Below are 23,452 nucleotides of genomic sequence, written 5' to 3' on the forward strand. Positions count from 1 at the left end.
AATGGGGTCTAGTTTAGCATACTGCCATTATTGACGTTTGATAAATTCGCAGGCTTAGGGTTTGCGTACTTTTTGCAAAGCATTAACACAAGCTTCGCTTAACAAAGTTAATGTATCGGCAAGGTTGTTAGAAGATAAATCGCTTTTTAACGTCCAGCTCTGAAACGGTGACAAAAGCAGCAATGACACCTCTACTTTTGTATCAGCACTATTCTCATTGCTCATGTCCGTATCTGTTACAACTGCACTGACCACCACTAAGCTACTGCGCAGCCATACAGGAATGGCTAGCGTTTGATAGAGCTTCTTACCCGCTTGTGCTCGGCCCATTGTCGTGGTTTGTACTTTACGCAGTCGATCTAATGGCGTTATCTTAAGGCTGGTTTCATTATCTATAAGCTCTTGGTATAGCTCCCTATCCGCCCTAATATCCGCTTTAGTCAGATCAATTTGTAGCTGCCAAAGATAGCCTGTATCTCTACTTTTACGAATATCGACAGCTAAAATTTCTGACAAATCATAGCGGTGCTCAAGCGTCGCTGATGCCAGCCAATCAACAAAGTCGCGGCTTAAACGATACAGCTGCTGACGAAAGCGATAGATGCGGTAGTGTTGCAAGTGTGCGTGCCAGTCAAGCTCGGTTTGATGATCGTTATCTTGCCGCTGAGTAAGCGCATAGACATCATCGATTAACTGCTTGCTCGGCGGTAGCGGCTCATCTTGCGCTAGCCAATAGTACAGTAGCTGCTTTTGTCTTGGCGTCGATAAGTCATGCAGCTTATCGATAGCTAATACCCGCTGAACGCTAGCAAACTCAAGCGACTTAATAGCTGTCGTCTGCAGATCTTGCTCAGCTTGCGCCTCTACTATCGCTTGCGCTTCACTAAGCAGTTGCGCGCTACGAGCAACGTTGCCTATGACATTCGCATTATAACTAACAAGTTTGGGCATAATATCACGGCGTAAACCGCTACGCACATTATCACCGCTCGCGTTGGTCGGATCGTCGATATAAGGCAGCTGCAGCTGCTTAGCATAATCGCTAATCGCAGCGCGCGTCACCGCCAGCCAAGGCCGCCATAGTGCATAATGCTGGTCTTGCTGACTTTGATGTATGTGCTCGCGCCAAGGCTGCATAGCAGCTAGACCTTTAATCCCTGCGCCTTGAATCAGGCGCATCAGTACGGTCTCCGCTTGGTCATCGGCATGATGCGCGAGCATTAACACGTCACCTTGATTGATATACTCTCGCATGACGCGATAGCGAGCTTGCCGCGCGGCTTGTTCATCTTGGCCTTGCACTTGCGCCTTTAAAATAGTACAAGAAAGCTGCTGAGCGGCGGCCCAATCAGCAACATGGCTGGCCCAAATTGAACTATCAACTTGCAAGCCATGATCGACATGTAACAGCTGCGGCAAAAAAGGCAGCCTGTCTTGCTGATAAAGCTGTACACATAGCGCAGCTAGGGCCAAAGAATCGCGGCCACCGCTACACGCGAGCCAAATTCGCCGGCCCAGTAGCTGCTGATGATAATCCGCTAGACTCCTTAACACTGCCGCTGCCAACTGCGCATCGATAGCTAAGTCGGCTATAGGTTTGATTGGATAAGGCTTAATAGCGCTATTAGTCATAGTTATTCTTACTATAGTCAATCAATATTAAAAGTGGTACAAGGCAGACGAGTGCAAGTACTACAGTAGTAGGCTAAACGAGTCTAACGCTGTAACACTTTAATAGTGGTTCGACTATATCTATCGTCTGAAACTCGCCCTGACTATAATAATCAGGCAGCAAAAAAAACGCACTAATAATTAGTACGTTTTATAGTCGATACACTCTAAAAATGTCATAGCGCTACTGGGATGAATTTTGCGCAGCCTCTGGGAACGCAGCACGCAAGTAAAATTTATACCAGTAGCGCGTTTAAATCCATAACAGTTTTACATTCAGCTAACTATAGTTTAGGGCGTGTTGAACATCCACAAATGCGCACTGCTCATCAAAGCCTTTTAGAACAAAACTAGCCAGGCAACATCACTTCTGAATCAAATGATTTTAACTTTTGATAACGCTGCTCACAGCGCTCATCAGCATCCATATCGACTATCTCAGCCAGTTGCTCTTCTAACAACGTCTTTAACGCCTCCATTACCGGCTGCGGCTGCATATGCGCGCCCTCGCCTTCATCGATGACAGCATCAATCAAGCCCAGTTGGTAAAGGTTAACGGCGTTTAGTTTTAAGGCTTCGCTGGCATCTTGCGCTTTTTCAGCGGTTTTCCAAAGAATAGAAGCACAGCCTTCAGGAGAGATGACTGAATAGATACTGTTTTGTAGCATATTGACTCTATCGCCAACCCCAATCGCTAGTGCCCCGCCTGAACCACCCTCGCCTATAATAGTGACGATGATAGGTGCTTTGAGGCTAGTAAACACAGCGATACTCTCAGCGATCGCTTGCGCTTGGCCGCGCTCCTCAGCGCCGATACCAGGGTACGCGCCTTGGGTATCGACAAAGCTCATAAGCGGAATGTTAAAGCGCTCAGCCATCTTTGCCAACCGAATCATCTTGCGATAACCCTCAGGATTGGCCATACCGAAGTTATGAGCAATGCGCTCGCGGGTACTACGGCCCCGGTGCTGACCGATGACCATCACAGGCTGACCATTAAAACGGGCCAAACCGCCCAAAATCGCTTTGTCATCGGCAAAAGCGCGGTCACCATGCAGCTCATCAAACTCTGTAAATAGCTGATTGACGTAGTCCATAAACAGTGGACGTTTTGCGTGTCGTGCCAGCTGTACGCTGTCCCAAACAGTACTCATAGACTTATCCTTATGGGTTTTATAAAAAATATCAGTACAAGTGTAAACTCAATTAAACTATAGTAGCACACCTTGAGCGTTATGGCAGTGTCGATATAGTCGATTCGCTCTAAAAATGGTGTAGCGCTGCTGGGATGCTCTTTTTAAAACATAAGTTGCGCAGCATTGAAGGAACGCAGCACGCAAGTAAAATTTATACCAGTAGCGTCTCTAAATTTATAACACTTTTATTTCGAACTGACTATATCTTTGCTTTTTAGATAAAATTAGTTTTCGATCACGCTCAGCTCAATACCCCATTTTGCGAACTGCTCGATATCAGCATGAAGATCAGAGTACAAAAAGGCATAGTGCTTTTTATCAGTACTCACAGTGATCTGCCAATGCGTATCATCTAGAATGACCAGCTCCATCAAAGGTAGCTCATACTCGCTGCGGCTATGATGCGCAGAGACAGCAAGCCTCAAGAGCAAACACAAATACAGCAGCTGCTCGCCGCCAAGTTGGCAAGTCTGCTCAAGCATATCACTTTTTAGCTTACGTCTATGACTGAGCACCAGCTGCGCCATCCGTTTTTGATCGACCTGTGAGAAACCCGGAATGTCAGAGTTCTCCAACAGATAGGCACTATGGCGATGATAGTTGCTATGGCTAATCGCCAGTCCTATCTCATGTAAGTAGGCCGCACGTCTTAGCAGATCACCGTCATCATTGCTGAGCTGCAAGTCATCTTGCACTTGCCTGAAGAGATGACGACTGGTTCTGACCACTTGCCGGGCTTGTTTTTTGTCCACTGAATAGCGCTTAATCAAGGCCAGTACGCTACGGTCACGCACATCTTCGCTTGCAAAGCGGCCGAGCATATCGTACATGACGCCCTCACGCAGCGCCCCATCAGAGTATGCCAGAGTCTCTATGCCGAGCACTTTCATTAAGGCTCGCAGTACCGCGACCCCAGCTGGAAACACCGCTTTTCGGTGCTCTTTAACGCCCTCAAGCTCAATATCTTTGACATCGCCAATAGAGATCAGTAGTTTTTCTAATTTTTTGACCCCTTTGTAAGTGATGCACTCTTGCTCATTGGCCCAGCCTTTGGACACTAAGACATTACGCACCGCCTTGATGGTACCACTTGAGCCGATAACGCTCGTCCATCCTGCCTTTTGGTATTGACCGCTGATAGCGAGCACTTCCTTGCGCGCCGCTGCGATAGCAGTCGTAAAAGCTTTATCCGTGATTTGTCCATCAGCGAAGAATTTTTTGGTAAAGGCCACACAGCCCATCTGCAAACTCTCTGTCAATAACGGCTCAAACCCTGTACCGATAATAAATTCAGTCGAGCCGCCGCCGATATCTATCACTAAGCGCTTATCGCTACTAGCATTAGTGTGCGACACGCCTAAATGAATCAGCCGCGCCTCTTCACGTCCGGCGATAATCTCAATGGGATTGGGCAAAATATCATTGGCGCGAGCAATGAAGTCATCGGCGTTTTTGGCTTGGCGTAGAGCGTTGGTCGCGACAATACGCACTCGCTCTGGCGATACCGAGTCTAAGCGCGCGGTAAAACGGCTCAGACAATCAAGTCCTCGGCGCACCGCTTCGGCGCTGAGGATGTTATGCTCATCGAGTCCCGCTGCCAGCTGCACTTTTTCAGACATGGAGACGACTTTACGTACCTCGCCATGATCGAGCCGGCCAATAGCTAAGTGAAAACTATTGGAGCCGATATCTATCGCTGCCATAAGCTCGTTTTCGGCAAGGGGCGGGTTTTCAAGGTAATTAGTGGGCATAAAGTGGCGTTACCGTAACTGTGGATGAAATAAAAAGTTTGAGATAAGGGCTAATATTAAGTTAGCATCATAAAGATTAGCAAACGCTAAATAGCGCTATCAGTAAAAGTGCTTATTAAAGCATTTATGCCAAATCCTAGCAAACAACGCGAGCCTTTACCGAAAGGTTGTGTAAAACTGACTTTTAAGTAATCCGTGATGCTAGTATTGCGGAGCACAGCTTGCTACATTAAAACTTAGTAATATACTTTATAGAACAAGGACTTAAGCGAAACTACTCATGTTTATAGGCTATTAAATAAAGCCCAAATCAAGATTGTAGTTCAGATAATTTTAGCAAAGGAAGCTACTATGACTATTCGACATAATACCCAAAACGATACCCAAACTACTACTGCGCAAACTACTCATGATAGTAACGCCGCTCGCACTGATCAGCATCTAGCGAATCAAAATCGTCAAGAAATGACAGAAACTAAGCAAAAGGCGCAACAAAACTTCTATGACTTTTATTTAGAAGAGCATCAAAACATGGCCTGTCGCCGTCTGCACTTTGCCGGAAGTAGCTTTGGTCTATTAGGGCTAGCAAAGTCTATCCAAACCCGCTCGCCCAAACCTTTACTCAAAGGTATTGCTGCAGGCTATGGCTGCGCTTGGGTCGGTCATTTTTTCTTTGAAAAAAATAAACCGGCCTCTTTTAAGTTTCCGCTAAAAAGCTTTGTCAGCGATTTTCGTATGTATACCGACGTCTTGCGCGGCAATCTAAGTTTAAGAGATATTAAGTATGATAAGCGCGCAAGGTAGCTACTGCAGTTAGCATCATATATGAGACATAAAAAAAGCCAACACCTCTGACGATGTTGGCTTTTTTAGCTTTAAGACATTGCGTTTAGGCCTTTGCTATCTCTGCAAAGATCTCATCGGCCGCCTGTATCGATTTATCCAAATCATCGCTGCTATGCTTAATCGACATAAACCCTGCTTCATACGCAGAAGGCGCTAAGTAGATACCGCGATCGAGCATACCGTGGAAGAAAGTATTGAATTTATCCATATCACATGCGGTTACATCATCGAAGTTGTGCGGCGTAGGGGTATCGCTATCTTTCACAAAGAAAATCCCGAACATGCCGCCAAGCTTGTTAGTACGCAAGTGAATACCGTGCTTATCAGCTGCCGCTTGAATACCATCGACTAGCTTATCGACTTTCGCTGCTAGCTCGTTATAGAAACCATCGACCGTCAAATCTTCAAACATAGCGATACCCGCGCGCATCGCTAGCGGATTACCTGATAACGTACCTGCTTGATAGACACCGCCCATCGGCGCGATGCATTCCATAATCTCACGCTTACCGCCAAAAGCGCCAACAGGCAAGCCTGCACCAATGATTTTACCAAAGCAGGTCAAATCAGGCTGAATGTTAAAGTGCCCTTGCGCGCCGCCAAGACCAACGCGAAAGCCGGTCATGACTTCATCAAAGATCAGCACCGCGCCATGAGCCGTGCACTCTTGGCGTAGAGTATCGTGGAAGGCTTGCTCAGGAATGACCATATTCATATTGCCTGCGATCGGCTCCACGATAACGCATGCAATAGTGTCGCCCCACTTTTCAAAGCAGTCTTTGATCGCTTGTGGATCGTTATAAGGCAAAGTAATCGTATGCTTAGCAAAGTCAGCAGGTACGCCCTTTGAGGTTGGCTCACCGATATCGAGCATACCAGAGCCGGCCTTGACCAATAAGCTATCAGAGTGGCCGTGATAGCAGCCCTCGAACTTAACGATATTGTCACGGCCCGTATAGCCGCGTGCTAGGCGAATAGCGCTCATCGTCGCCTCAGTACCAGAGCTGGTCATACGCACCATCTCAACACTTGACACGATCTCGCAGATTTTATCCGCAACCGTCGTCTCAAATGGGGTTGGCGTCCCAAAGCTTAGCCCATCATCAGCGGCTTTTTTGACCGCGTCAATCACTTTAGGATGCGCATGCCCTAAAATCATTGGCCCCCATGAGCCTATATAATCGATATAAGCGTTATCTTCAGTGTCATAAATCTTACTGCCAGAAGCCTTGTGCATAAACACCGGCGTACCGCCTACCCCAGCAAAAGCGCGAACCGGCGAGTTGACGCCGCCTGGAATATGTTTGCGGGCTTGGGCAAAGAGTTGTTCGTTTTTAGTACTCATAATTAATCTCTATTATTGTATTGAAGTTTATTTTTAGTCTTGCTTGATTTTGGTTTACTTAGGACAGTTGAATGGAAATATTTTAGATAATTTATTTCCTATCAGACTCGCTAACAGGAAGTATAAATAAATGTAAACATAAATCGATAATGGGTTGGGCGCTATGTCTGCCAATGCCGGAACGCTTTGGAGCGATGATGAGGATCAGCAGTTAGCCAAATCTTTCGATAACGGCAGCTCTATTAGCACGCTAATGACGCAGCATGGGCGCACTAGAGGCTCAATTAACTCGCGACTAGTGAGCTTGGCAAAGTAACCGGCTAGCTGACTTTATATTCGCTTTAAGCTTTTTTCACCACTGACGATTTGAGCTTCATTTGCCCAAAGCCATCCACTTTACAGTCAATATCGTGACCATCTACCGGATCATCAAGCAAGCGAATACTTTTGACTTTTGTGCCGACTTTAATGGAGGTTGACGCACCTTTGACTTTTAAATCACGAATGACCGTTACCGCATCACCATCTTGCAGCTCATTACCGACAGCGTCACGTACGATGCTGTCTTCCTCAGCTTGATTCTGAGCCGCATCCGCTTCGGCGGCTGTCCACTCATGAGCGCACATCGGGCACACTAGGAGCGCGCCATCTTCGTAGGTATAATCTGCATCACATTTGGGGCAATTGGGTAAGCTCATAGTTGTCTCATTAGTCATTCTTATTGGCGATATGACCGCCACTATACTGGGCGTATTATCAATAAAGTATAAAATTATCTCTCTATTGCTCATTGTAGCGTAAGTCGCTATCTTTGACCAATGAGCGCCTGTATTGCTTTGGCTTGAAAATCACTAATAACACCCAATGTAAAAGGTAATCATGATGTTTTTTGAGCTCAGGTTTTATGCTACTCTGCTGAGGCCTTTTAGCTGTTCATTAGAATAATTCAAACCTCATCAATCAAAAACTATAATAGGAATACCAATGAGTGACGCAACGTCCATATCTGATCAAAATCAGCTGCCCGCCTTTGTCCAACTGACCCTGCAAGGTGAAGATGCAGAAAAGTTTTTGCAAGGCCAGATTACCTCTGATGTGACTAAGCTTGGACTGAGCTTCCAGCCGACCGCACTAAGTAATTTAAAAGGGCGTATAGAGTTCGGGCTTTGGATAAAAAAACAGGACGAAAATCAGTTTGATGTCGTTCTAAGTAGCGACTGCGCTGAAGCCCTGCAAACTCATCTCAATAAGTTTGGTGTTTTTTCTAAATTTGAGACCAGTGCACCAACGCCGATTTATCCTTGCATAGTGGCGGATGAGCCTACCTTTAGTCATAAAGACGAGCATAATACTGCCGAGGAGACGCAAGCTTGGATGCAGACCAGCATCGCTACAGGTAACTACTGGATAGTAGCGGCGACGCAAGGTCAATTCCAACCCCAAGAGCTGCGCCTACATCAGCGTGGCGGTATGGACTATGATAAAGGCTGCTACTTGGGTCAAGAAGTTATCGCCCGTATTTACTTTAAAGCGTCGCCAAAAGCTTTTCTGCATTATGTAAAAGGTACAGGCGATACGCCGGCCGCAGGTGAGAAGCTGGGTAAGATACAAGTCGTTAATGCGATAGCGGCAGGCGATAATGGTTTTGAAGCTTTGGTCGTTGCGCGTCCAGAGCAGTTAGCAGATAGTGAGATGACTATTTTGGATCTGCCAGCTGCCTTGCAGGCTGATGTGGCGCGTCCGCAGTAGCTGACTTTGTAGCCGACTTTCAATAGACCCGACTTACAGTCGATCTGCTATAAAACGTCGCGCCTTATTTTTAGTGACTACTATACTTTTATACTCTGATATACTCTGACGACAGTCGACTAGAGACTTTTTACTTATGAGCCATATTGCGGTACTCGGAGCAGGCGTAGTAGGCGTGACAACTGCTTGGTATTTACAAAAGGCGGGCTATCAAGTTACCGTTATTGAGCGCGAGTCGGCCGCTGGGATGCAGACGTCATTTGCCAATGGCGGGCAAATCTCAGTTTCTCACGCCACCCCTTGGGCTAACCCTAAAACGCCAATCAAGGCACTCAAATGGTTGTTTCGTGAAGATGCGCCACTTCTTTATCGTCTGCGTGCGGATAAAGCGCAGCTAAAATGGGCGATGCAGTTCTTAAAGGAGTGCCGCGCGGATCGCGCCGATGCCAATCTAGTGCAAATGCTCCATCTAGGGCTTTATTCACGCGCAGCGCTACAGCAACTCAGACGTAGCATCGATATCGAATACGAGCAGCAAACACGCGGTATCATGCACTTTTATACGAGCCAAGCAGAGTTCGATGCCGCCGTTGCACCGACCGAGCGTATGCAAGAGCTCGGCTGCGAGCGTCATTTTATCGATGTCAATACTGCCGCAAGCCTAGAGCCTGCGCTATACCCTATCGCACACAAGCTTATTGGCGCAACTTATACTAGCCGTGATGAGTCTGGTAATGCCCATCTATTTACTCAGCGATTAGCGGCCAAGTGTAAGCAAGCAGGCGTCAGCTTTCTATACGATACTGATATTGTGGCTTTGAATACCGACGCGCACTCGCAGTGCCCGCATGTGCATAGTATTACTATTCGTCCTGCCGGCCAGAACGCGCAGACTTTTAGCGCCGATAGCTTCGTGATCGCACTAGGTAGTTATAGTGTGCCTTTAACCAAACCTCTAAATATTGATCTGCCGATATTTCCGGCCAAAGGTTATTCTGCCACTTACCGCGTCAATCCGCGCGCGCCGCATTTAGCGCCTTTTGTTAGCCTGATCGATGATGAGTACAAGCTAGTGATGTCGCGACTTGGCGATAAGCTACGCGTGGCTGGTACCGCTGAGTTTAACGGCTATAACATGGATCTGAATATGACTCGCTGCAAAGCCATTACTGAGCGCGTACATCAGATTTTTCCAAAAGGCATTATCGCTAGTTCGGCTAAGTACTGGACAGGACTGCGGCCTATGACGCCATCGAATGTACCGCTAATAGGCCGCGCGCACTTAGGTCAAGTCCGTCACGGTAGTCAAAATAGCGCGGCAACCTTTGATAATTTATGGCTGAACACCGGACACGGGACTTTAGGCTGGACACACGCTTGCGGCTCGGCTAAAGCCATTAGCCTGCTGATACAAAATGAGATGCCAAAGGTGCAGTTTGATTTTGTGGGCATCGATAAGTAGTCGTATTCTGCAAGTGCTAAGTTAAAAATGCCAGAACAACACAAATAAAAAAGACGCCTACTTAAAATAAGCGTCTTTTTTTGATTTAGTGCCAGTTTGTCATTTAATAGGAGTAGCGTTTAATAGGAGTAGCGTGCTACATACCTCTTAAGCCACGACTTTATCATTAACTGTCGTCTCATTATCCTCTCTGGCAAACGCAACCGCTTGCAGAGTGACCGGTACGCCATTGACTGCTGCATTCCCGCTTAGCTCATCGATAAGCGTATCATCAGTCAAATCATTGACACTGACGCCTGCATTCGCCTGAGCAATTTTTTGTTTGACGCCTTTACGGCCGTGACCGAAGCCATGCGGAATGCTCACCACACCTGGCATCAGCTCATCGGTGACCTCAGCGTTGATAGTGACCTCACCGACACGCGAGGTGACTTTGACCGCTTGACCGTCTTCGATGTTATGAGCCTTTGCAGTATCAGGGTGCAACATCAGTGTACAGCGCGACTTACCTTTGGTGAGACGATGACTGTTATGTAGCCAAGAGTTATTACTGCGCACATGACGACGCCCAATGAGTAAGATCTGGCTCTCATCATAGCTTGCCATCATCTCCTCTACCCGCGCAAGATCGGCTTGATAAAAATCAACATTGAGATTGATTTGCTGATCTTTATGCTTGATGGCTTCTGGCAGCATCGGCTTTAGTGGCCCTAAATCCATGCCGTGAGGGTATTTTTTGAGCTTTTTAAGACTCATTCCATAATAAGGACCACGCTTTAGGCCTTGGTCAAGTATAAACTCTGGCCCCAGCTTTTGGATCAGTTTGCGCTCAGCTTTGAGGGGTAAAGGCGCATTCTTATCCAAACGCTCAGCTAGCTCTATATAGATTTGCCAATCATGCTTAGCGTCTTTGGGCTTAGTAAATAGCACAGGCGAGTATTTAGCCACGTTGTGGGTAGCAAAGCCATTAAAGGTGACATCATAATGATCGCGCTCAAGCGCTGAGACTGGCGGTAAGATGATATTGGCGTGGCGGCTGGTCTCCGTCACATAATAGTCAAAGCATACCATAAACTCCAAACTCTCAAACGCTTGATCTAGCTTTTCGCCATTGGGTGTACTGAGCACCGGATTACCCGCCACACACAAAAAGCCTTTGAGCTGCCCTTCGCCCTCGACTAACATCTCATCTGCCATCGCTGCTACCGGATACTCACCATTGAAGTCAGGTAGATTACTGACGCGGCTGTGACGTTTACCCAAATAGCCAGGACCCGTGTTTTGCACTACGTTGACGGCAGGGTTTGGGAACATCAGGCCACCGACCTCATCCAAGCGCCCTGTGACGATATTGATAATCATCACTATATATTGACTTAATAAGCCAAACTCTTGCACCGAGACGCCCATACGGCTATAGCACACTGAGCTTTCAGCCTCACAAAACTCTTTGACCAACCGCTTAATTTCATCGGCGGCGATGCCAGTAATCGGCGCGACGGATTCTGCGCTATAACCTTTAGCGAAGTCTGCCATGCGCTCAATCTCCGGAGCGAGGTCAGCGGCTCTATTATTGACACGTGCCTTTTTGGCGTAGCCTTGCGCATAAATCTCATTGAGCATCGCAAGGAGCAGTAACACATCAGTCGCCGGACGGATAAAGTGATGCTCGCTGGCGATATCAGCCGTCTCGGTACGTCTTGGGTCGATGACCACTACTTTGCCATCTCGAGCTTTGATATCTTTTAGCTTTTGACGCATGTTTGCGGCGGTCATGATACTGCCGTTAGAGGCTAGCGGATTGCCACCGATGATCAGCATGTGCTGAGTACGATTGACATCAGGCACAGGGATACGCAGCATGTGACCGAACAGATGCAGGCTAATAATATGATGCGGCAGCTGATCGATAGAGGTGGCTGAGAAGCGAGTGCGAGTCTTGATGCTGCCTAATAGATGCTTAATGGTGAGCATACCGCCTAAGTTGTGCACGTTAGGGTTACCTAGATAGACGCCAAAAGCGTTGTTGCCATACTTTTTTTGTATGGACTGTATGCCGGCCGCGACTTTGTCTAACGCCTCATCCCAACTGATCTTTTTCCAGCCATCAGCGGTGCGCTCGACAGGATGGCGCAGGCGATCAGGATCTTCGTGCAAATCTTGCAAAGCGGTGGCTTTTGGGCAGATATAGCCTTTGGAGAATGGATCGTCCTTATCGCCCTTGATAGACAGCACCTTTTCGCCATCATGCTTGACGACGATACCGCACATCGCTTCACACAAGTTGCAGGTTCTAAAGTGAGTTTGTTCACCCGCTGTGCTTGCGTCTTTGCTTTTATTTTCACGGATACTTTTAATCATAGTTTAACTTCCTTGTCGTTGACTCTTATTCCAGTGTAAGATTGCTAGAATGTACTGGGTTAAAATATTGCTAGATACGAGCTTAGGTTTTACATCCAGCCTTAAACTTTGTTTTTTAAACGCTATCTTCAAACGCTATCTTTAAACGCTGTGTTTTTGCCAAAAACGAATGAATAAAGCATTTAAGTTTTGACATAAGATGGTGATGGCTTGACCTCGAGTATAGCGCTGCTGGTGACAGCCTAGTATCAGCTCATGGACTTGCGCTGAGGCAATATCGACACACAAATTGACTTCAGACGCCTCAAAATCACAGCCAGATAACGTCAGACCTTCGACTAATATCTGCGTCCACTCTTGTTGTATCTCATTGATTAAATGACTCAAGCCGCTGCTTGTAGACAGCTGATTTTCTGTACTGAGTTCTATACTGGGTTTTGTACTGAGTTCTATACTGAGTTCTAAGCTGGGTTTTGTACTGAGTTTTGTAGTGGGGCCACAGCGCAGACGATCCTCGTTTAAGCGCTGAAATAAGTCGATATTAATGAAGGCGGCATCAAAGATGTGGTTAAGACATTGCTCACAGCGCTGGTTGAACTGAGTCTCACTGAGCCAAGCATAGTCTTTAATCATTGTTATCCAAGCGGCGCGCATTGGCGAGAGATAATTGTCTTTGAGCTGCGCGCTTAGCTGCTGTTGCAGCTCATCTAAGCTTGCAAAATGATTATAAAAACTTGGCTGCGCAATCCCTGCGCCTTTGGCGACTTTATTCATACTCATGCCTGCGCTGCCTTCACTGCTATATAGACGCAAAGCGCTTTTCATTATCGCGTTACGCGTTTGTGCCTTGGCAAGCTTGCGTGGTGATGCGATGCTCGCTTTTGCAAACCCGCCTTTTTTATCACCTATATCATCGATTATTTGTGTCACTTTCACGCTTAGCCTTTTATTAAACCACTTTATGCTTATGTTTAGACTATAAGGTTATAGTCATTTGCACGGGCTGTCTATAATTTAATTATCATAAATAACAGATTACTAAGATAAGCTAGCAATGCCTTGAGTGAAGCTGTTAGAGAGAAATCATGACGATCTAGAAAGAATAACCGTCTAACGAGGTTTTTTTGCAGAATAAGAAGTTGTATATTAAGACGCTTTTTAAAGTACTAGAACTTACGAGTACTAAATATCATAGTTAATAAATAGAACAGCCGTACGGTTACTTTTAATTTTGCTTACTCTTACAAAGGTTACATACTCATAATAAATTTGCGGCCTTTATTATTGTTGAGCAACACTAAAAACACCGTTAATACAGACAGCGCGAGTCATAATTTATATAGTAAGAATCACTAGTTATTGATGCATCGCTTAATAGCGATCTATTGAATGCTAGAGAATATAAACTCATTAATCGGCTATATTATAAAAATAGGTAAATAGAAGGACTTTTATTTTACTGAATGAGCCGCTAATACAATGATAATCACTATGAATGAACATACTCTAAAAGGCGAATGGAACCAAATGAAAGGTTCAGTAAAACAAAAATGGGGCGAGTTGACCAATGATGACCTCGACCAAATCGAAGGTAGCCGTGATAAGCTAGTCGGCCGTGTACAAGAACGTTATGGCCATAGTAAAGAGGATGCCGAGCGTGACGTGGACAACTGGCGCCGTGAAAACAACTATTAATAGTTGCAAGATAGAATAGATATTTTTATCTTTACCGTATTGGCTGATCGTCGATACGGTTTTTAGTATGTCGGTGTTAACTCTCATTGCTCATTCGTAGATAACTTTTGACTAGCGATTACATGCAGCTCAAGAGTAGAGAATTAGCAATAATAATTGAGAGACAATAACTTAAAAGCTATTATTTAAAGACAAACATTAGAAATAATCACTTAGAAAATATAGCTGAAAAACTGCAGCTTAAAAACGATAAACTTAAAAACGATAAACTTAAAAACGATAAATTAGAAACGATAAACTAAAAACTATAAAACCGCATAACAATCATTGTTATGCGGTCTTATCTTTAACAATCCTTGTTACCTATCACGACTCATTCCACTGCATCCTTGCAGTACATCAAGTATAGTGCAATAGTAGAGCATCCTGCTCTAAATACAACTAGCTACTGGTATCGCTACCATCAGCACAGGTTATGCATCCTTACTTCACTAATCTTTGTCTTCCTGACGTAGATCACTGAAATATTATCCATAATACGGTTAACTCTATCCTTGAGTCACATTCCCTGATGCCGTGTGACTATAGTGCCAAAATGTAATCGAACTGTTAAGAGGTGTTAGCGTCAATGCTTGTAAGCATATGCTTACAAGACAAAATCTAATATTTAATAAAGACAGCGAGTTACCTCATCAAAGCCGTATTATCAGAGCAGCATTTCACCTAATATTCCTACTAAAAATCCTAATGTGGCTCCAAGCGGCGTCAGATAGTTTTTGGCAAGTTTGCTCTCAGGAATAATGTCCTGAATCAGCAGATATAAGATACCGCCACTAGCAAAGGTCATTAGATGAGCGGTTAAGTCAGGATGCGCACTTAATAAAAAGTGCCCGGTTAGTGCTGATAGTATGCCAAAGAAGCTGAGTACAAAGAAAATAGCCAAGGTCTTTTTGACACTAAAACCGCTTTGAACCAAATCACGAAATGAATTAAAAGATTCAGGTAAGTTTTGTAGGCCGATAAACACCGCTAATAACGCAGCCATTTGTGGCTCAATAGCAAATACTGCCCCGAGGGCGATCGATTCAGGGATAAAGTCCATTAGCATCGCTAGTAGCGTCGCTTGCTGTCCGCCAGACTTTGCTAGTTGATAGTCAATAGCCATAAACACTATCGCACCTAGTAAGAATGAGCCTGTCACACCCCAGACGCTCAGCTCCTCCATGCCCTTTGGCACTAATACTAGCGCTAATGCCGACAATATAATGCCCGCGCCAAACGACATTAAGGTATGAGTAATCTCGTATTTAACAGGACTATCTTTGACATGATGGTTAAACAAATTGGCCAATAGTCCGCCAATGAACACTGTTGCTCCGGCAAAGCCTGAATATAAAATGAGCTTAAATAGCATAGCTAAGACTCCCTACACCGTCCCGTTAGTATTATTCACCTGATGATTAGGCTTGTTTTTGAGTAGTTTCGAGGAAAAAAGGGGTTTTGGCAATACGGTTATCACTGAATACTCGTTTTCATTACTGAAGCTGTTGCATTGTTTACAACTTGATAACTTACAAGACATTTATTATCAATTTTTATGAACTACTATAAGGTGTAAGAAAATGTTTCAAAGCTATTTATTAAGCGATAAGGAACAAGTCGCTATTAGGATCAGGAGCCAAAAATATGAAAACACCCCCTACTCTCCCATTTAAAAAGCTACTATCAGCAAGTCTTATCTTAACGCTGTTTGGCATGTCAGTTGGTTGTACGGTTGCCAGTCCAGGCTACGATAATCAGCCGATATATCAGGCCAATGATGGCTATAAAAACGCCAACTATAATCGTGCCAGACAACAGCTACGTAAAGACTTACGCCGCCAAGGCTATCAGTTAATGGATATCAGACCCGATACTTATCGCGGTAAGCAAGTGATCAAAGCCTATACAAAAAAGAATAATCAGGCTTATGAGCTTACTTACTCTTATCCCAATTTAAAACTGCTCAATTCAAATAAAAAGCAATGGAAGCAAGTCTGGCGAGATAACGACCATAAAAAAGGTAATAAGAAGTACAAAAAAAATAAGCGCTATGATGATGTCGAAGATAGAATAAAACAAGAAAGTCGCTATTCAGCGGTTAGGCAGCGCGCTATCAAAAAGGTGAGCGCTATGGGCTACCGTGTCAAAGACATCGAACTCGATGAGCGAAACAATCGCGGCGTGTTTGAAATTGAGGCCAAAAAAGGCTCGCAAGAGTATGAGATTCTGCTGAGCTATCCAAATCTAAATGTCATTAAGATAGAAAAAGACTGATCAACAAGCTAAGTACAGGCTAAATAAGTACAAGATAAATAACAGATAGAGTGATACGCTTTTGCATCGCTGTTATGCCATACAGTCTTGATGCTGAGGGTCAAATAAGCATTTAGCTGCTATTTGACCCTTTTTTTATACCTACTAAGCTCCTTTAATCGTCAAAAATCCAACACTTCTAGCACGTCATAAGCAGGAGTTTCATAAGGATGAGCTTGCTTTAAGGCTTTAATCACCTCTGCTATCATTGACGTCTTAACCACCATCTCGACACGCCATTCAGCGACTTTCTCAAGCTTATCTTGACTACCAAGATGCGGATTACTACCTGCCATCGGCATAAACTGCCCCTCTCCTTTGACTTGCCAGCAGCACTGCTCATAATTGCCAATAGTGCCAGCTCCGGCAGCGAATAGCGCCGCTTTAACCTTCTCTAGCGCTTCCTCTGGAATAAAAACGGTCAATTTATACATGATGTATCCTTAGTTTATATGGTCTTTTTTAATGGCTTTTATTTAAGTAGTTTACTTCTTTGATAGTGACGGATGAGCCGTCCATACATAGCGTAGTAGCCAGTCTGCCGCCTCGCCTGCGTAATCGATACCGATACGCGGTCGTAGCGATACAAGCGGCAAACAGCCATCATCCTCAATCCAAACGCCAGACTCAGGCGCAATCGAGGAGCCGTATAACGCACGGTCAATTTGCAAGCGCTTTGTCAATTTACCTGGGCCTGCGAACTGTTTGATATGAGTGAGCTGCTTATCAGAACTTAAATTTTGCTCTTCAAGCAGACGCTCGCTATCCTCAGCCAAAAACCCAGCTCGTATCAGCACCGACTCTGGGGACTCAGCCGTGCCGCTGACTAAATTAAGCATCAGATGCACTCCATACGTCAGATAAGTGTAGAAGACCCCGCCCTCAGCGTACATAATATCGGCTAGCGAATTGCCTTTCTTGCCTTTCGCTAAGTGCGCGGCAACTGAGCCGTCTTGCTCTCCTATATATGCTTCGGTTTCAGTAATGCGCACGCGCAGTACTTTTGGTACGCTATCTGTGTCAGTTATGCGTCGGCATAAGACTTTGCCAATCAAGTCCGCTGCCACTACGCAAGTTGGCCGAGCAAACCAAGAAGGCTCTAGGATAATCGAGTTTGTCTTCGCTTTGGACATGATATAGTAAACTCAATTTAAAAGTGTTATAGCGCTACTGGGGTGAATTTTCCGCAGCCTCTGTGATAGCAGCACGCAAGAAAAATTTATACCAGTAGCGCATTTGAATTGATGACAGTTTTATTTTAATAGACTATAGGCTTTTATCCGCATCAAATAATAGCTCTTATTATAAGCAATATCGCGGGCTGTAACGGTCACAGTTTGAGCACAATTAAGTAAAATTTTGCATAAAAAAACTGAGCTTATAAGCTCAGTTTTTATTGTGATATCAGTATTTAACCGCAGTATTTAAAGCTCAGTATTGGCATTAGTCTAAAGGTACACCAATACGCTTTGCCACTTCCTCGTAACCTTCGATCACATCGCCAAGCGATTGACGGAAGCGGTCTTTATCGAGCTTTTTCTTAGTGGTTTTATCCCAAATGCGGCAGCCATCAGGTGAGAACTCATCACCTAAGACAATACGGTCATGAAAGACGCCAAACTCTAATTTAAAGTCGACTAAGATCAAATCACCTTGATCAAACAGCGCTTTTAGTACGTCGTTGACCTGATAGCTTAAAGCTTTCATTTTGGCGAGCTGATCCTCAGTGGCCCAGTCCAAAGTGATGGCTAGCGACTCATTCACCATCGGATCGCCTAGCGCATCATCTTTATAAAACAGCTCAAAGGTCGGCGGCGTCAACTCTTGGCCTTCTTCTAATCCCAAACGGCGCACTAGACTGCCGGCAGCATAGTTACGTACCACACATTCAACGGGCAGCATATCCATACGTTTGACGAGCACCTCATCGCTAGACAACTGCTGCTCAAAATGGGTCTCAATCCCCGCTTCGCTAAGTTTTTGCATAATAAAGCTGTTAAAGCGGTTATTCACTTCACCTTTACGCGCTAATTGCTCAATACGCTTACCATCTAACGCTGAGGTATCATCACGAAAGTGCAAGATGAGCAGATCGTTATCTTCAGTCTCATAGACTGATTTGGCTTTACCTTTATATAAAAGTTGTTGTTTTTGCATGATAAGAGTCCTGTTCTTGCAAACTTACATAAGATATCTAAAAGAGTGATAGCCGGTTCAATGTAAAAGCATCCGTATAGCTAGAGCTAGCATGCTGATGATAACACCTAAGCTCTGAACACCGAACGCTAGCCGTCCAGCAAAGGGATATAGCAACAGCACACACAACGTTTCGTGCGTTTATGGTTTTGAACAGACTATGTAGACACTATTAGAGTAAAAAATAATAGAATGAAAAATAATCTACTCAGTAGCTGCAGTAGTCGCCACAGTGCGCTGAGGTTTTGGTAATTGGTACTGCTTGCCCGCTTCGTTTTCTAAATTGAGCGTATTAACCCCAGCATTTGGCGTTGGATATAGCGGTACAAATGGCGCTGTTTGTGCATCGGCAGGCAATTGTAGCGGCGCAAGTTTTTGGCTTTGCTGATAGTCCAAGCTACCATTGTCGCGTTTTCCCACAAACTCTTTTAGCGACTGGCAACCGCTCAGCACTAAAGTACTTCCTAACAGAATCGTCAGCAGAGCCGGAGTGATTTTAGAGAGGTGTGATTTTGGGATATGTAATGATGTTTTCATCATAGTGTCTCTGTGTTGTCTTAAGCATTAGCGCTCATTGGTGATTACGCTTAGATATTGACTGCGTGTCTAGCATTAAATACGCGTTTGTACTGTTGCACAAGCTGATGCGTAAATACTAGATTAAGTTTGCTTTTACCAAGGCTTTATCGATAGTCGCATGATGCGACTCAGCGAGCCAAACGAGTGGCAAACGAATCCCTTTATCGATCATACCCATTTTATGTAGCGCGTATTTGGCAGGGATAGGGCTGGACTCAATGAATAAATCACGGTGCAGATGTTCGATGACGTCATGAGCGGCTTTGGCAGCGGTAAAATCACCACGTAAGGCGGCGGCAAAAGTCTCGCTCATCGCTTTTGGTGCCACATTGGCAGTGACTGAGATATTACCTTTAGCGCCGACTTTCATAAGATCAAGCGCAGTACCATCATCACCAGATAAAACCACTAACCTATCACCGACAGCTTTTATCAGCGCTTCACCGCGTCCAACTGAGCCTGTTGCGTCTTTGATAGCGACGATGTTATCAATGTCGGCTAAGCGCTCAACGGTCTCTTGACTAATATCGACAACAGTACGCCCTGGTACATTGTAGAGCATTTGCGGCATATCGACTGCGGCAGCGATAGCTTTGTAGTGCTGATATAAGCCTTCTTGAGGCGGCTTATTATAGTAAGGCGCGACAAGTAACGCGCAGTCAGCGCCGGCGTCAGAGGCTTCTTGAGTCAGCTTGATAGCTTCATCGGTACTGTTAGCGCCAGTACCTGCAATCACAGGAACACGGCCATCGACATGCTTGACGAAGAAGCGAATCACTTCGCTATGCTCAGGTACGGATAGAGTGGCCGACTCGCCAGTTGTCCCTACTGCTACCAAGCAATGCGTGCCTTGCTCGATTTGCCAATCTATGAGATCTGCGAGACGCTTATAATCGACCTTACCATCAGGATGCATAGGCGTGACTAAGGCTACCATAGAGCCTTGTAATTGGGTTTTGATATCGTCGTATGCTGTACTCATAACCATGCCTTACTGTTTTTTTTGCGGTAACATTAGCATTTTTATATGAAGCCAATGTTATCGTTTGAGCGTATTTGTGATTGATAGCTACTGATAGCTGCACGTATAACTAAATGCCCGATAGTGTAGCATATTTTACTTGCGCGACTAGTTGTCAATTCTAGCTGTTCATTGTAGCCAGCTTCGCTTGTAAGCCTTACTAAAATGACGCGCTTCTCTTATAAAAGCTGTCATTATAAGAGCCTCTAATAGTGACAAACAAGCCCTATTCTATACGTAGACCGATAATAGCGGGAATGCCTTGGCGTACAACCTCAATAGTCACGACGCCTTGCTTAGGTAGTGAGGAGATAGCGCTAGTAAAATCAGTCACCGTCTTAATCGGCTTTTGGTGCAGATTAGTGACGATGTCGCCTGCCATAATGCCAGAGCGCGCCGCCAAACCGGTAGGATCAACGGCGGTCACTAACACACCAACCTGACTGTCTGAGTCAAACTGTGCTTGCTCATCGGTGGTCAAGTCGCGTAGACGCAGACCGAGCTGTACTTCATTGTTCTGCTTATCGCGGCTTTGCGCTTGTACATCACCCGGCGCTCGGCTGAGCTTGCCGGTCAACATCAGGCGCTTACCTTCACGCTGGATTTGGACTTGGAAAGGATCGTCTGGGCGCGCGCGGTTCAGTAAGTTTAGCAAATCATCAGCGCGTATAATGGGCTTCTTATTATACTGCAAGATAATATCGCCCGTTTTGAGTCCGGCTCGTTGCGCTGGCGAGTCTGGCGATACTCGCGTCAATAACGCCCCTTGTGGCCGCGATAACCGATAGACCTCTGCTAAGTTGCGATCGATATCTTGCGGATAAATACCTAAGTAAGCGCGTGTCACCTCACCATTGGTTTTGAGCTGCTCATAGATATCCATCGCCGCATTCATCGGAATAGAGAACGATAGCCCCATGTAGCCGCCAGTACCACTAAAGATACGTGAGTTGATACCGATGACCTCGCCGCGTTTATTGAAGAGCGGGCCGCCGGAGTTACCAGGGTTGAGCGCGACATCCGTCTGAATAAACGGCACGCTTGTCTCTCGTGAAAAGCTGCGCGACTTAGCACTTACGATGCCGGCTGAGGCAGAATAATCAAAGCCAAAAGGCGAGCCTATTGCAAGTACCGGCTCCCCTACTTTTAGCAGATTGGAGTCGCCAATGCTCAAAGCTGGAAACTGACTGCCCTTAACCTTTAAGACAGCAACATCTGAGCGCTCATCACTACCTACGAGCACCGCATCTAACTCAGTGCGATCATTGAGCGTCACAGTGATCTTATCAGCACCTTCAACAACGTGATGGTTGGTCAGCATGTACCCATCTTTAGTGACAAAAAATCCGGTGCCATAAGCGTTTTCGATAGCGGGCGTGGCTGGCCGGTCTGGCAGACGCAGGCGATCACCAAAGAACTGACGTAGCAGCTCTGCCGTCTGCGCTTGAGCCAGCTCCTCGTCACTAATATTAGTCGTTACGTTGACCCGAGCCACCCCTGGCGTCACTTGCTGTACTAAATCTGAGAAGTCCGTACTAGCGACCACAGCTTGGGCAGGAGTAACCATCAAAGGACTCATAGTAGCGGCGCTGACTCCTATCGCGACAGCTAATAAGCTGCGCTGCCACCAAGACTTGAGGTTATAATTGGCCATTTTCTCCTGCATATTCTTCCCCTTGTGCTAACTTCGTATTATTATTTGCGGTTTTTGTGTTTGATATCAACTTATCGTATAAAAACGTCTATTAGTATGAGGTAATTTTTACCTAAATCATAGTGTCATTTAATTGTCGTTTGAGTGTTGTTTGTCAGGGTCTTGCTGAGTCATTGTCGCCGACGCCTTGGCCATTAGCGCTCTAATGACTCAAGAATAACTATCCGCTTGGTCGGGTGCTGATACAACAAAAATAAAATCATGTTATTATGATAAACCGATTACTATTTATGGTAAACAAAAGTAAGCTTTCATCTTTTTATATTTATTATGAGCGTAGATGTACTTTATTAACATAGATGCCCTACTGTATGCCCTTGATGACAAGCCTTACATTGAAAAGGTCTACAACGGCTTTTTAGTTTTCTATAATAGCTAGTGTCAAATGATTCGTATTGGTTACCCCATTATTTCTGCCGTTATTTTAGTGTCCCCCTGTGCTAGAGTTTGTACTCATTACTATTGTATTTTATGACTAGGGCGTGTTGATTGTGGTCAGGCTAAAATTTAACTTTAAAATAAAACCTCATTAGCGTTTTATGGCAGTATTAAACCGACGCTAATCTGTGATGTGTGACAGGTTTATAAAAAAACCCCACTCTCAACTTGAAATAAGCAAATCAAACTGAAGAGGCGGGTTACCAAGTTTTTTGTTGAGTACAAAGCACAGATTGTGTGAAAGAATCTTACGAATCAATCGATGAGACAAATGCCATAAATCTCTTGCTCGTACCTTTTGTATATTAAATCGTTCTGATAACTGACCAATGACTGTTTCAACGATACGGCGGGCTTTCATTAGCCGCCTTACCACAGGTTTGGGTCTATCCTCTTTCATGTTGGCTCTGAGTGGCGTTTGTAAATCCACGCCTTGAGCGTCGTAGTACGATGTCAGACTAGGGCTGATATACCCTTTATCAGCGCCAAGTAGCCCATGAATATGAGTGGTGATTTCTGGGGCAACCGCTCTTTCATCAACATTGGCAGGAGCAAAGGTAAAGCCTTTAATCATGCCCGATAAGTTAACAAGCAAATGTCCTTCAAAGCCATAGTACCTCTCTTGCTTAGCCGCACAGTAGCTAAAAGCCGCTAAGTCTTGATAGTTTTTATGCCGATAAGCGCGTCCATAATGACAGACGGGTATCGGAAAGCCATCCATAAAATGAATGTTGTCACGGCCCTCAAGTTCACTGACTTTATCTTGTATCTGCTGTTTGACTTGCCACAGATTGGCGCAGTGCTTTGCGAAGTTAGGGTATGAGCCGATGGCTGGAAACCAGTCTTGCCAATGCTGGGTAAAGTATTGCCAAATTTGTTTGTCTTGATCAAGGTGTAAAAATTCACCGACCATCTCCATGCAAATAACCTCAGGATCACTTAGCTTTGGCGCGTAACCTGCACTTCGCAAGGGTTTGGTGACGACTATTTTGTAATATTGCTCTACCATTAAATAGATATTGATGATAAATTCGTCTATGGGCATCTCACAACTCCATTGTATTCTTGGTCGA

The 23,452-nt window shown here is 45.1% G+C and carries 21 protein-coding genes; 6 read left to right on the top strand and 15 right to left on the bottom strand.

What is annotated here, in order from left to right; translation table 11 throughout:
• Positions 1-54: 54 nt before the first annotated feature.
• The 3 genes from tilS to ppx form a co-directional block, all read right to left on the bottom strand.
• Positions 55-1,632 (bottom strand): tRNA lysidine(34) synthetase TilS, encoded by a 1,578-nt coding sequence (tilS, locus tag JMY03_RS02470; RefSeq protein WP_201600738.1) that lies wholly within the window; start codon positions 1,630-1,632, stop codon positions 55-57.
• Between the two features lie 389 nt (positions 1,633-2,021).
• On the bottom strand, positions 2,022-2,825 hold the full coding sequence (locus JMY03_RS02475; protein WP_201600741.1) for an acetyl-CoA carboxylase carboxyltransferase subunit alpha: 804 nt from the start codon (positions 2,823-2,825) through the stop codon (positions 2,022-2,024).
• A gap of 266 nt (positions 2,826-3,091) precedes the next feature.
• The gene (gene ppx, locus JMY03_RS02480; protein WP_201600744.1) at positions 3,092-4,618 is read right to left on the bottom strand and encodes an exopolyphosphatase; all 1,527 of its coding nucleotides are present in this window, start codon (positions 4,616-4,618) and stop codon (positions 3,092-3,094) included.
• Between the two features lie 465 nt (positions 4,619-5,083).
• Between ppx and JMY03_RS02485 the strand changes: the two genes are divergently transcribed.
• Positions 5,084-5,422, top strand: coding sequence for a DUF962 domain-containing protein (locus JMY03_RS02485; RefSeq protein WP_227675512.1), 339 nt, complete (start codon positions 5,084-5,086; stop codon positions 5,420-5,422).
• Between the two features lie 85 nt (positions 5,423-5,507).
• On the opposite strand, the gene hemL is transcribed toward JMY03_RS02485, so the two are convergent.
• On the bottom strand, positions 5,508-6,809 hold the full coding sequence (hemL, locus tag JMY03_RS02490; protein WP_201600747.1) for a glutamate-1-semialdehyde 2,1-aminomutase: 1,302 nt from the start codon (positions 6,807-6,809) through the stop codon (positions 5,508-5,510).
• A 163-nt stretch (positions 6,810-6,972) separates the two neighbouring features.
• Between hemL and JMY03_RS02495 the strand changes: the two genes are divergently transcribed.
• Positions 6,973-7,125 carry a hypothetical protein gene (locus tag JMY03_RS02495; protein WP_201556834.1) on the top strand — a complete coding sequence of 51 codons (153 nt, stop codon included), beginning with the start codon at positions 6,973-6,975 and terminating at the stop codon, positions 7,123-7,125.
• A gap of 25 nt (positions 7,126-7,150) precedes the next feature.
• Here the strand turns inward: JMY03_RS02495 and JMY03_RS02500 are convergent, their stop codons facing one another.
• Positions 7,151-7,507: a zinc ribbon domain-containing protein YjdM gene (locus tag JMY03_RS02500; protein ID WP_025645522.1), complete on the bottom strand. Its 357-nt coding sequence runs from the start codon at positions 7,505-7,507 to the stop codon at positions 7,151-7,153.
• A gap of 286 nt (positions 7,508-7,793) precedes the next feature.
• Here JMY03_RS02500 and ygfZ point away from each other — a divergent pair, with 286 nt between their 5' ends.
• Together ygfZ and JMY03_RS02510 are read left to right on the top strand one after the other, a co-directional pair.
• On the top strand, positions 7,794-8,558 hold the full coding sequence (ygfZ, locus tag JMY03_RS02505; protein WP_201600750.1) for a CAF17-like 4Fe-4S cluster assembly/insertion protein YgfZ: 765 nt from the start codon (positions 7,794-7,796) through the stop codon (positions 8,556-8,558).
• A 136-nt stretch (positions 8,559-8,694) separates the two neighbouring features.
• Entirely contained in the window at positions 8,695-10,020 is a 1,326-nt protein-coding gene (locus JMY03_RS02510; protein ID WP_201600753.1) for a D-amino acid dehydrogenase, read from the top strand.
• Between the two features lie 147 nt (positions 10,021-10,167).
• Here the strand turns inward: JMY03_RS02510 and JMY03_RS02515 are convergent, their stop codons facing one another.
• Both JMY03_RS02515 and JMY03_RS02520 read right to left on the bottom strand, forming a co-directional pair.
• Complete coding sequence (locus tag JMY03_RS02515; RefSeq protein WP_201600754.1) at positions 10,168-12,381, bottom strand: molybdopterin oxidoreductase family protein; 2,214 nt, start codon at positions 12,379-12,381, stop codon at positions 10,168-10,170.
• A 141-nt stretch (positions 12,382-12,522) separates the two neighbouring features.
• Positions 12,523-13,311, bottom strand: coding sequence for a TetR/AcrR family transcriptional regulator (locus JMY03_RS02520; RefSeq protein ID WP_201600756.1), 789 nt, complete (start codon positions 13,309-13,311; stop codon positions 12,523-12,525).
• Positions 13,312-13,872: 561 nt separating this feature from the next.
• Here JMY03_RS02520 and JMY03_RS02525 point away from each other — a divergent pair.
• Positions 13,873-14,076, top strand: coding sequence for a CsbD family protein (locus JMY03_RS02525; protein ID WP_025645532.1), 204 nt, complete (start codon positions 13,873-13,875; stop codon positions 14,074-14,076).
• Positions 14,077-14,782: 706 nt separating this feature from the next.
• Here the strand turns inward: JMY03_RS02525 and JMY03_RS02530 are convergent.
• Positions 14,783-15,490 carry a ZIP family metal transporter gene (locus JMY03_RS02530; RefSeq protein WP_201556828.1) on the bottom strand — a complete coding sequence of 236 codons (708 nt, stop codon included), beginning with the start codon at positions 15,488-15,490 and terminating at the stop codon, positions 14,783-14,785.
• A 272-nt stretch (positions 15,491-15,762) separates the two neighbouring features.
• Between JMY03_RS02530 and JMY03_RS02535 the strand changes: the two genes are divergently transcribed.
• Positions 15,763-16,392: a PepSY domain-containing protein gene (locus tag JMY03_RS02535; protein WP_201600758.1), complete on the top strand. Its 630-nt coding sequence runs from the start codon at positions 15,763-15,765 to the stop codon at positions 16,390-16,392.
• 161 nt (positions 16,393-16,553) lie between these two features.
• Here the strand turns inward: JMY03_RS02535 and JMY03_RS02540 are convergent, their stop codons facing one another.
• The 7 genes from JMY03_RS02540 to JMY03_RS02570 all read right to left on the bottom strand — a co-directional run bounded on the left by JMY03_RS02540 (position 16,554) and on the right by JMY03_RS02570 (position 23,424).
• A complete protein-coding gene (locus JMY03_RS02540; RefSeq protein ID WP_201600760.1) occupies positions 16,554-16,865 on the bottom strand; it encodes a Nif3-like dinuclear metal center hexameric protein in 312 nt (103 codons plus the stop codon).
• Positions 16,866-16,916: 51 nt separating this feature from the next.
• Positions 16,917-17,564 carry a DNA-3-methyladenine glycosylase gene (locus tag JMY03_RS02545; protein ID WP_201600762.1) on the bottom strand — a complete coding sequence of 216 codons (648 nt, stop codon included), beginning with the start codon at positions 17,562-17,564 and terminating at the stop codon, positions 16,917-16,919.
• Between the two features lie 310 nt (positions 17,565-17,874).
• Positions 17,875-18,588 carry a phosphoribosylaminoimidazolesuccinocarboxamide synthase gene (gene purC / locus JMY03_RS02550; protein WP_201600764.1) on the bottom strand — a complete coding sequence of 238 codons (714 nt, stop codon included), beginning with the start codon at positions 18,586-18,588 and terminating at the stop codon, positions 17,875-17,877.
• 243 nt (positions 18,589-18,831) lie between these two features.
• Positions 18,832-19,167: a hypothetical protein gene (locus JMY03_RS02555; RefSeq protein WP_201600766.1), complete on the bottom strand. Its 336-nt coding sequence runs from the start codon at positions 19,165-19,167 to the stop codon at positions 18,832-18,834.
• A gap of 115 nt (positions 19,168-19,282) precedes the next feature.
• Positions 19,283-20,188, bottom strand: a complete 906-nt coding sequence (gene dapA / locus JMY03_RS02560; RefSeq protein ID WP_025646689.1) for a 4-hydroxy-tetrahydrodipicolinate synthase — start codon at positions 20,186-20,188, stop codon at positions 19,283-19,285.
• A gap of 265 nt (positions 20,189-20,453) precedes the next feature.
• Entirely contained in the window at positions 20,454-21,893 is a 1,440-nt protein-coding gene (locus JMY03_RS02565) for a Do family serine endopeptidase (protein WP_390879764.1), read from the bottom strand.
• Between the two features lie 649 nt (positions 21,894-22,542).
• On the bottom strand, positions 22,543-23,424 hold the full coding sequence (locus tag JMY03_RS02570) for an IS982 family transposase (RefSeq protein WP_201595979.1): 882 nt from the start codon (positions 23,422-23,424) through the stop codon (positions 22,543-22,545).
• Between the last annotated feature and the right edge of the window lie 28 nt (positions 23,425-23,452).

This window comes from Psychrobacter submarinus, assembly GCF_904846685.1.
Lineage (GTDB): Bacteria > Pseudomonadota > Gammaproteobacteria > Pseudomonadales > Moraxellaceae > Psychrobacter > Psychrobacter submarinus.

Excerpts from the sequence above, each read along its gene's own strand:
- tilS (WP_201600738.1), bottom strand. The coding sequence starts at position 1,632 with ATGACTAATAGCGCTATTAAGCCTTATCCAATCAAACCTATAGCCGAC.
- JMY03_RS02475 (WP_201600741.1), bottom strand. The coding sequence starts at position 2,825 with ATGAGTACTGTTTGGGACAGCGTACAGCTGGCACGACACGCAAAACGT.
- ppx (WP_201600744.1), bottom strand. The coding sequence starts at position 4,618 with ATGCCCACTAATTACCTTGAAAACCCGCCCCTTGCCGAAAACGAGCTT.
- JMY03_RS02485 (WP_227675512.1), top strand. The coding sequence starts at position 5,084 with ATGACAGAAACTAAGCAAAAGGCGCAACAAAACTTCTATGACTTTTAT.
- hemL (WP_201600747.1), bottom strand. The coding sequence starts at position 6,809 with ATGAGTACTAAAAACGAACAACTCTTTGCCCAAGCCCGCAAACATATT.
- JMY03_RS02495 (WP_201556834.1), top strand. The coding sequence starts at position 6,973 with ATGTCTGCCAATGCCGGAACGCTTTGGAGCGATGATGAGGATCAGCAG.
- JMY03_RS02500 (WP_025645522.1), bottom strand. The coding sequence starts at position 7,507 with ATGAGCTTACCCAATTGCCCCAAATGTGATGCAGATTATACCTACGAA.
- ygfZ (WP_201600750.1), top strand. The coding sequence starts at position 7,794 with ATGAGTGACGCAACGTCCATATCTGATCAAAATCAGCTGCCCGCCTTT.
- JMY03_RS02510 (WP_201600753.1), top strand. The coding sequence starts at position 8,695 with ATGAGCCATATTGCGGTACTCGGAGCAGGCGTAGTAGGCGTGACAACT.
- JMY03_RS02515 (WP_201600754.1), bottom strand. The coding sequence starts at position 12,381 with ATGATTAAAAGTATCCGTGAAAATAAAAGCAAAGACGCAAGCACAGCG.
- JMY03_RS02525 (WP_025645532.1), top strand. The coding sequence starts at position 13,873 with ATGAATGAACATACTCTAAAAGGCGAATGGAACCAAATGAAAGGTTCA.
- JMY03_RS02530 (WP_201556828.1), bottom strand. The coding sequence starts at position 15,490 with ATGCTATTTAAGCTCATTTTATATTCAGGCTTTGCCGGAGCAACAGTG.
- JMY03_RS02535 (WP_201600758.1), top strand. The coding sequence starts at position 15,763 with ATGAAAACACCCCCTACTCTCCCATTTAAAAAGCTACTATCAGCAAGT.
- JMY03_RS02540 (WP_201600760.1), bottom strand. The coding sequence starts at position 16,865 with ATGTATAAATTGACCGTTTTTATTCCAGAGGAAGCGCTAGAGAAGGTT.
- JMY03_RS02545 (WP_201600762.1), bottom strand. The coding sequence starts at position 17,564 with ATGTCCAAAGCGAAGACAAACTCGATTATCCTAGAGCCTTCTTGGTTT.
- purC (WP_201600764.1), bottom strand. The coding sequence starts at position 18,588 with ATGCAAAAACAACAACTTTTATATAAAGGTAAAGCCAAATCAGTCTAT.
- JMY03_RS02555 (WP_201600766.1), bottom strand. The coding sequence starts at position 19,167 with ATGATGAAAACATCATTACATATCCCAAAATCACACCTCTCTAAAATC.
- dapA (WP_025646689.1), bottom strand. The coding sequence starts at position 20,188 with ATGAGTACAGCATACGACGATATCAAAACCCAATTACAAGGCTCTATG.
- JMY03_RS02565 (WP_390879764.1), bottom strand. The coding sequence starts at position 21,893 with ATGCAGGAGAAAATGGCCAATTATAACCTCAAGTCTTGGTGGCAGCGC.
- JMY03_RS02570 (WP_201595979.1), bottom strand. The coding sequence starts at position 23,424 with ATGCCCATAGACGAATTTATCATCAATATCTATTTAATGGTAGAGCAA.